Source organism: bacterium (assembly GCA_021372615.1).
Classification (GTDB): domain Bacteria; phylum Armatimonadota; class Zipacnadia; order Zipacnadales; family UBA11051; genus JAJFUB01.
Genome location: JAJFUB010000004.1, coordinates 59,591 through 67,960 on the forward strand (window position 1 = coordinate 59,591; position 8,370 = coordinate 67,960).

General features: G+C 69.7%; 4 protein-coding genes. All 4 read left to right on the forward strand.

The window, feature by feature from the left end; translation table 11 throughout:
• Nucleotides 1-90: 90 nt before the first annotated feature.
• The 4 genes from LLH23_00255 to LLH23_00270 all read left to right on the forward strand — a co-directional run bounded on the left by LLH23_00255 (nucleotide 91) and on the right by LLH23_00270 (nucleotide 8,187).
• Nucleotides 91-3,669, forward strand: coding sequence for a transporter substrate-binding protein (locus LLH23_00255; GenBank protein ID MCE5236906.1), 3,579 nt, complete (start codon nucleotides 91-93; stop codon nucleotides 3,667-3,669).
• Nucleotides 3,666-5,147, forward strand: a complete 1,482-nt coding sequence (locus LLH23_00260) for a response regulator (protein ID MCE5236907.1) — start codon at nucleotides 3,666-3,668, stop codon at nucleotides 5,145-5,147. The genes LLH23_00255 and LLH23_00260 overlap by 4 nt, the downstream gene beginning before the upstream one ends.
• Nucleotides 5,148-5,265: 118 nt before the next feature.
• Nucleotides 5,266-6,369, forward strand: a complete 1,104-nt coding sequence (locus LLH23_00265; GenBank protein ID MCE5236908.1) for a hypothetical protein — start codon at nucleotides 5,266-5,268, stop codon at nucleotides 6,367-6,369.
• Nucleotides 6,370-6,450: 81 nt separating this feature from the next.
• The gene (locus LLH23_00270) at nucleotides 6,451-8,187 is read left to right on the forward strand and encodes a S9 family peptidase (protein ID MCE5236909.1); all 1,737 of its coding nucleotides are present in this window, start codon (nucleotides 6,451-6,453) and stop codon (nucleotides 8,185-8,187) included.
• Nucleotides 8,188-8,370 lie beyond the last annotated feature (183 nt).

Below are 8,370 nucleotides of genomic sequence, written 5' to 3' on the forward strand. Positions count from 1 at the left end.
CAACCGGCAACTGCTCTGCGCACATCTGGAGCCGGACCGAGCGGGATGTCTGACCGGGGGCATGGCAGACGCAGATCGGGAGGGCTGGGCATGGCTTCTCCTGTGGAGGCGGGCCTGGTGCGGATCGGGATCCTGCACTCCCTGACCGGCACCATGGCCATTAGCGAGCGGTCGCTGGTCGAGTCCGCCCTCGTCGCCGTGGACGAGATCAACCAGGCGGGCGGCCTCCTGGGCGCGCGAGTCGAGGCCGTGGCGGCTGATGGCGCCTCCACCCCTGCGACCTTCGCACTGCGGGCGCAGGAACTGCTCGACGCGGGCGCCGTAGCCCTGTTCGGCTGCTGGACCTCGGCCTCGCGCAAGGCCGTCAAGCCGGTGGTGGAGGCCGCCGAATCCCTCCTGTGGTACCCGGTGCAGTATGAAGGGCTGGAGGAGAGCCCGCACATCGTCTACACCGGCAGTTGCCTCAACCAGCAGGTCACCCCGGCCGTGGCGTGGGCCACCGCCCAGTTCGGCCCCCGCGTGTTCCTGCTGGGCTCAGACTACGTCTTCCCTCGCACAGCCAACCGCCTGGTGCGCTCGCTGGTGGAGGACCCCGGTGACGGCGGGCGCATTGTCGGCGAGGCATACGCCGGCCTGGGCGAGCAGGACTTCGCCGAGACGCTTCGCCAGATCGCCGAGCAGCGCCCGGACTTCGTCCTCAACACGCTCAACGGCGACAGCAACCTCGCCTTCTACCGCCAGGCCCACGAGACCGGCCTGGACCCCGCGCACATCCCGGTCCTGGCAGTGAGTGTCGGTGAGACCGAGCTGCAGCCCCTCGCGCCGCTCGCCGCCGGCCACCTGGCGTGCTGGAGTTACTTCCAGAGCCTCGACAACCCCGAGAACCAGCACTTCGTCACGCGCTTCCGCGCCCGCTACGGCGCGGACCGTGTCTGCTCTGACCCGATGGTGATGGCCTACTGCCAGGTCCACCTGTGGCGGCAGGCGGTCGAGGCTGCCGGCGTGTTCGACCCGTCCGTGGTCGCGCAGTGTGCGGCCGGGCAGAGCTTCACCGGCCCCGCCGGCGCCATCGTGGTCAACGCGAACCACCACGTGACCAAGCACGCGTACGTGGGGCGCCTGCAGGGCGACGGCCAGTTCGAGATCGTCTGGCGCAGCCCCGAGCCCCTGAGGCCCCTGCCCTGGCTGGGCGTGGAGGACAGCGGGCTGCCCAACCAGGCGCTCATCCAGGAGGCCATGGCCAGCTACCCGGAGGCCCTGCACGCCGGCAGCCTCCTGCAGCAGGAGAACCGCGAGCGCCGGCGGGTCGAGGAGGCCTTGCGCGAGAGCGAGGAGCGCTTCCTGCTCGCCGTCCGCGGCACGGACGCGGGCATCTGGGACTGGGACCTGCGCACCAACAGAGTCTACTTCTCCCCCCGCTGGAAGAGCATGATCGGCTACGAGGAGGACGAGATCGCCGACGACTTCTCCGAGTGGGAGACGCGACTGCATCCCGACGACCGCGAGCGGGCCATGGCCACGGTCAGGGACTACCTGGAGGGCCGCACCCCCCAGTACGAACTCGAGCACCGCCTGCGCCATAAGGACGGCAGTTACCGCTGGATCCTGGCGCGCGGCGTCGCGGTGCGCGACGAAGCCGGACGGCCCTACCGCATGGCCGGCTCGCACCTGGACCTGAGCGTCCTCAAGCAGGTCCAGGCCGACCTGGAGCAGGCCAAGGAGGAGGCCGAGGCTGCCAGCCGCGCCAAGAGCGAGTTCCTGGCCAACATGAGCCACGAGATCCGGACGCCGATGAACGGCATCATCGGCATGGTCGGGCTGGCCCTCGATACCGACCTCACGCCCGCCCAGCGGGAATACCTCACCCTGGCCTCGCAGTCTGCCGACACCCTCCTGCGTCTCCTGAACGACATCCTCGACTTCTCCCGCGTGGAGGCCGGCAAGCTGGAACTCGTCCCCGCCCCCTTCGCCCTGCGCGAGTGCCTGGGCGACACCATGAAGACCCTCGGCCTGCGCGCGGCCAGCAAGGGCCTCGAGCTGGCGTGGCATGTCGCCCCGGAGGTCCCGGACGCGCTGTTCGGCGACGCGGGACGGGTTCGCCAGATCCTCGTCAACCTGACCGGCAATGCCATCAAGTTCACCGACCAGGGCGAGGTCGTCGTCCAGGTGGAGCAGCAGTTCCAGAGCCCCGAGCTGGTCGGTCTGCACTTCTCGGTGCGCGACACCGGCATCGGCATTGAGCGCGAGAAGCAGCAGGCCATCTTCGAGGCCTTCGTGCAGGCCGACGGGACGGCAACCCGGCGCTTCGAGGGGACCGGGCTGGGCCTCGCGATCTCCGCGCAGCTGGTGAAGCTCATGGGCGGCCGGGTCTGGGTCGAGAGCGATGCGGGCCGGGGCAGCACCTTCCACTTCTCGGTGACGCTGGGCCGCTGCGAAGAGCCGGCACAGGCAGAACCCGCGCCGTGGACCAAGCTCGCCGGCCTGCGCGTGCTCGTGGCCGATGACAATGCGACCAACCGGCGCATCCTCCAGGAGATGCTGCAGAGCTGGGAGATGAGGCCGGCCGTGGCCCACGACGGCCCCTCGGCGCTGGCGGAGGTGCAAGACGCGGTTGCCGCCGACGAGCCCTACCCGTTGGTGGTGCTGGATGCCATGATGCCCGGCATGGACGGGTTTGACCTGGCCGACGCGATCCGCCACACGCCGAGGATGGCCGGCGCCACCCTCATCATGCTGTCCTCGGGCGCGCGCCCCGAGGGCGCCGCGCGCTGCCGGGAGATGGGCATCCAGGTGTATCTGATCAAGCCCGTCAAGCCCTCCGAGCTGCTCGCCGCCATTCTCGCGGCGCTGGTGGCCGACGCTGCCGTCGCGCCGGCGACCCCGGCCGGCGGCGCTGCCCCGGGGTCTCGCGCCGAGCGCCCGCTGCGCGTCCTGCTGGCCGAGGACAACATCGTCAACCGACGCCTGGCGGTCTGGATACTGGAGCAGCGCGGCCACAGCACTGTCGTCGTGACCAACGGCCACGAAGCCCTGGCGGCTCTGGCCCGGGAGCCCTTCGACGCCATCGTGATGGATGTCGAGATGCCGGAGATGGACGGCTTCCAGGCGACCGCCGCCATCCGGGAGCAAGAGCGTGTGTCCGGCGGGCATGTGCCGATCATCGCCATGACAGCGCACGCCCTGGAGGGGGACCGCGAACGCTGCCTGCAGGCCGGCATGGATGGCTACATCGCCAAACCGCTGCGACCGGAGGACCTCGTTGCCCAGGTCGAGCAGAGCGTGGCCCCCGTGGCGCAGGTCCAGCCGGAGGCGGTCGCCGGCGCGGACGACCTTGTCGACGGCGACGCACTGTTGGCCCGGGTCAGCGGCAACCGCGCGGTGCTGCGAGAGCTGGTGGAGCTGCTCTTCGGCGACGCCCCGGGCCTGGTGTCGCAGGTCCGCGCCGCCGCCGTCGCCGGTGATGGCCCCGCCCTACAGCGCGCCGCGCACAGCCTCAAAGGCATGGTGGCCACGTTCTGCGCGCCGCAAGCGCTGGCCGCGGCGCTGCGCCTGGAGGAAGCTGCCGCCGGCGACTTCAGTGCCGTGGAGCCGCTCTGTGCTCAGTTGGAGCGAGAGATCGAGCGCATGCGCCCTGCCCTCGTGGCACTCGGAGAGGAGAGACCGTCATGAAGGTCCTCATCGCCGAAGACGATCGGATCAACCGCCGCCTGCTGGAGGTCTCGCTGCGCGAGTGGGGATATGAGGTCATCGTGACGACCGACGGCGCCCAGGCTTGGAAGGCGCTGCAGGCTGACGACGCGCCCTCGCTGGCCATCCTCGACTGGATGATGCCGGTGCTGGACGGCCCGGAGGTCTGTCAGCGGGTCCGCGGCGCCGCCGAGCCCCGCCTGACCTACATCATCCTGCTGACCGCCCGGGGGCAGACCCAGGATGTCGTCGCCGGCCTGGAAGCCGGCGCCGATGACTACATGGTCAAGCCGTTCGACCCGCCCGAATTGCGCACCCGCGTCGGCGTCGGATTCCGCATGCTGGCGCTGCAGGAGAAGCTCGTGGACCGCGCTCGCGAGTTGGAGGGCATGCAGGTCCGCCTGGCCGCCCAGGAGCGGTTCAGCCAGGCGGTGGCACAGATGAGCGACGCCATCATCACCCTCGACGACCAGTGGCGCCTCGCGAGCGCCAACCGCGCCGCCTGCCTGCTGCTGGATCTCCCCGCCGACGCGTGGCGAGGGTTGCCCCTCGATGGGGTTCTCGCCCCCTTTGCCTTGTCCGTTGCGGCCGCCGACTTGCGCGCCGGCGCCGACCACACGACCGCCTTCGAGATCAGTCGCCCAGGGACACACCCGCCGCTCCTGATGGACGCCCGCCTCACGCGCGTACTCGACGCCTCCGGCGCCCTGCAGAACGTGGTGCTGATTGTGCGCGATGTCACCGATGAACGCCTGCCGCGCGACGTCCAGGCCAACTTCATGACCGCCGTGCCCCACAAGCTCCGGACGCCCCTGTCGCTGCTGCTGGGGTACCTCGCCCTGGTCAAGCACCTCGGCCCCGAGGAGCTGGTCCAGCAGTGGCCACGCATCGGGGAAGTCTGGGAGACGGAACTCCGGGGCCTCATCGCCATGGTGCAGAAGCTGCTGGACTTCGAGCGCCTGACGGCACAGGAGCTGGCCGCCGAGCTGGCGGAGACCGACGTGGCGGCCGTGGCGGCAGAGACCTTCGCCCAGGTGCAGGCGCAGTACCCCGACCGGGAGGCCGAACTGGCCCTGGAGATCGCGCCCGCGGCGGCCCTGGTCGGCTGCAGCGCCGAGCACCTGCGGCTCATCCTGCGAGAGCTGATGGACAACGCGCTCAAGTTCGCCGACAAGCAACCCGCGCGGGTCACGCTCTGCGGCGGCCCCGCCGAGGCGGGCTGGCTGCGTTTCGCCGTCACCGACAATGGCCCCGGCATCCCGCATGAGTACTATGACCGGGTCTTTGAGGACTTCATGCAGGTCGAGGAGCGCGTGACCGGCCAGGTCCCCGGCTTTGGCGTGGGCCTGCGCATGGCGCGTCACGTGGTGGAGGTCTACGGGGGGACCATCGCCGTCACCTCGCAGCTCGGCGAGAGCAGCACGTTCACCTTCACCCTACCCGCCGTGCGCCCGGCCTGACCGTCCGGCCTCCCCCTCTTCTCTCCCGGCAGTTGCCGTCGCCGCGCAGGTGCGCGGGCCCTGGTGACCGAAATGGGCCTGCCGCCGGCCGTGCACTCCACGCGATGGGCTGCCCACCATGAACGCCATGTCATCCCGCGACCGCTTCCTCGCCCACATGAGCTTCGAGCCCGTAGACCGTCCGCCGCTGCGCGAGTGGGGGCCGTGGACGCAGACCCGCCAGCGCTGGGCCACCGAGGGCATGCCCGAGTCCGGGCCGCCGCAGTTCGCCGAGTGTGACGCCTGGCACGACATGGGGATAGACTTCGGCCCCTGGCCGCGCTACGACGAGAGTGTCGTCGCCGAGGACGAGGACAGCGTCACCCACTACACCTACAAGGGTGTGCTGGTGCGGGAGCGCCGCGAGCGCGAGCTGTCCATGCCTGCCTTCCTGGCGTACCCGGTCACGGACCGGGCCTCCTGGGAGGCCTACCGCGAGCGGTACGACCCCACCTCGCCGCAGCGGTACTCGGCGGACTTCGCCGCCCGGGCCGGGCAAGCCCGCGACCGGGGCTGCCTGGTCCAGCTCTCCGGCGGCCGGGAGACCAGCTTCTTCGGCCACCTGCGCGAGATCATGGGCGCCGAGGAGGCCATGCTCGTCCTACATGACGACCCGCAGCTCGTGCACGAGATCATGGACTTCCTGGCCGACTTCATGATCGGGATCTACGAGGAGGCCCTGGCGCAGTTCGTCCCCGACCTGGCGTACCTGTGGGAGGACATGTGCTACCACACGGCCAGCCTGATCTCCCCGGCCATGTTCCGCGAGTTCCTGCTGCCCGGCTACCAGAAGGTCTGCGGGGCCCTGAAGGGGATGGGGGTGGCGTTCATCGCCGTGGACAGCGACGGGTATACGGGGGAGCTGAACCCGCTGTGGCTGGAGGGTGGGGTGGACGTCATCTACCCGTTCGAGGTCGCCGCCCACAACGACGTGGTGGAGCTGCGGGCGCAGTATGGGAAGCGGCTGGGGATGATGGGCGGGCTGGACAAGCGGGTGTTGGCTGCGGGCCCGGAGGCGATAGACGCCGAACTGGAGCGGAAGCTGCCGGTGGCGCTGGCGGGTGGGTACATCCCGACCATAGACCACAGCCTCCCGCCGGACATCCCGTACGCGAACTTTTGCTACTACTGGGAGCGCAAGAAGGCACTCCTGGGGATCCAGACCCCGGCCGGAAAAAGTTAACCAATGTTGCTATACGGGGCCGACATCGAGCCACAACCGTCTCGCAGGGCGTAGACAGAACCAGGTGATACCATGATGTGGATGATAGCTCTCATTGGGGCCGCTCTGGTGGCCTCCTGCGGCAGCGCGCAAGCCGCCCCGGTCGCGACGAACCTGCAGGCCACGTGCCGCGACGGGCAGGTTTTCCTGACCTGGGACGAGCCGGCCGGGCTGCAGGGCGACCTGACCGTCTACATGGCGAAGACCCCCATCACCGCCGAGAACCTGGCGCAGGCCACGGTGGTCGCCGAGGGGGTCAACCCGGGGTCGGCCTATGACTGGTGGCTCAACAAGGAGACCTTCGGCAACCCCGGCCCCAAGGACCCGAAGACGGGTGAGGCGTACAAGCCCCCGCACGAGGGGTTCATCATCACCCCCGGCGGCCAGCGCCTGAACCCCGACTCGGGGCTGCATGTGCACACGGTGGGGCCTGATGAATCAGGCCCCACCTACTATGCGGTGACCGGCGCGGACAACCGGGAGGTTGTGGCCGGGCAGAACAGCCTGAGCCAGCCGGTGCAGCAGCAGCCCGGCGCCCTCACACCGATCTGGCAGAACGCCGACGCCGCGCCCGACGTGGCGACGACGAAGGGCCTGCCCCTGCACCTGATCCTGCACGCCAAGACGGGCATCGGCGGCATGGACTACCTGGTGTTCGGGGACAAGTCTCTCGGCTGGCGCGAGGGCCTGCCGTTCAAGTTCGGGGTGCGGATCAGCGGTGACGCCGTGATCGTCACCCCGACCGACCGCACGTGGATCGGCCGCATGTTCCCTGAGGGGACCGACAACTGCCAGAAGCTGACGCCGGCAATCCACAGCTTCTGGTACGGGTACAACAGCAACATCCACTGGCCGGACCGGATGGCCCAGGGCGTCTGCACCAACTACTCCGAGCGGCGGGTGCTGTGGATCGTCCGGTGGGTGCAGCAGACCTTCCAGACCGACCCGAACCGCACCTATGCCTCGGGCAGCTCCATGGGCGGCTGCGGCATGATGGCCGTGACGTTCCGCCACCCGGAGATCTTCGCGGGCCTCTATGCCCACGTGCCGATCGTGGCCTATGACAAAGGCCCCGGCGGCGACAGCGTCCGGCGCATCAGCGCCGAGTGTGGCGATCTGGACAAGCCCTGTAGTGAGGGCATGACGGTCCGGGAGCGCCTGGACGCGACGAAGTTCGTGCGCGAGCACAAGGGCGATCTGCCGTTCCTGCTGATCGCCAACGGCCGCCAGGACGGCTCCATCCCGTGGTGGAAGAACCCGGACTTCTACCGCGCCATGCGCGACAATCGGCAGGCCTTCGTGGCTGCGTGGAACGACGGCGACCACGGCGGTTGCGGCGGGAAGCTACCGCCCGACATCAGGCGCCTGGGCGACCTGCGGAGCCTGCACTTCCTCGCCCTGAACAAGAGCTACCTGGCCTTCAGCAACTCCTCACAGGACGGCAACCCCGGCAACGGGGACGCCAAGGACGGGGACATCGAGGGATACATGAACCGTGGGCTGGCGTACGACGAGCCCGTGGATGAGGCGGGCAAGTACGAGGTTGTCGTCAAGTGGGCGCTGGAGGCCGAGAAGCTGCCAGTGACCGTGGATGTGACGCCGCGGCGGCTGCAGGCCTTCAAGCTCAAGCCGGGGGACAAGGTGACGGCGAGGAACGTGGCGGCGGACGGGAGCGAGGTGCAGACGGAGACGTTAGTGGTGGATGAGGCGGGACTGGTGACGTTCAGGGGGTTCAAGATGACGGACGCGGCGGGGAACCGGTTGGTGCTGACGAAGTAGGCGGCGGCCCCTGCGGGGCGCCGAGGGGTGGGGGAGGGCGCCAGGGTCCGTGGGCTTCCGCCCACGGCTACGTACGCGGGCGCCTTCGGCGCCGAACGGGCACGGCCGGTGGGGCACAGGACGACCACTGACGCCGGGGCGCCGAGCGGCCACAGCCGCCGAGGCGCAGGACGGTCACTGGCG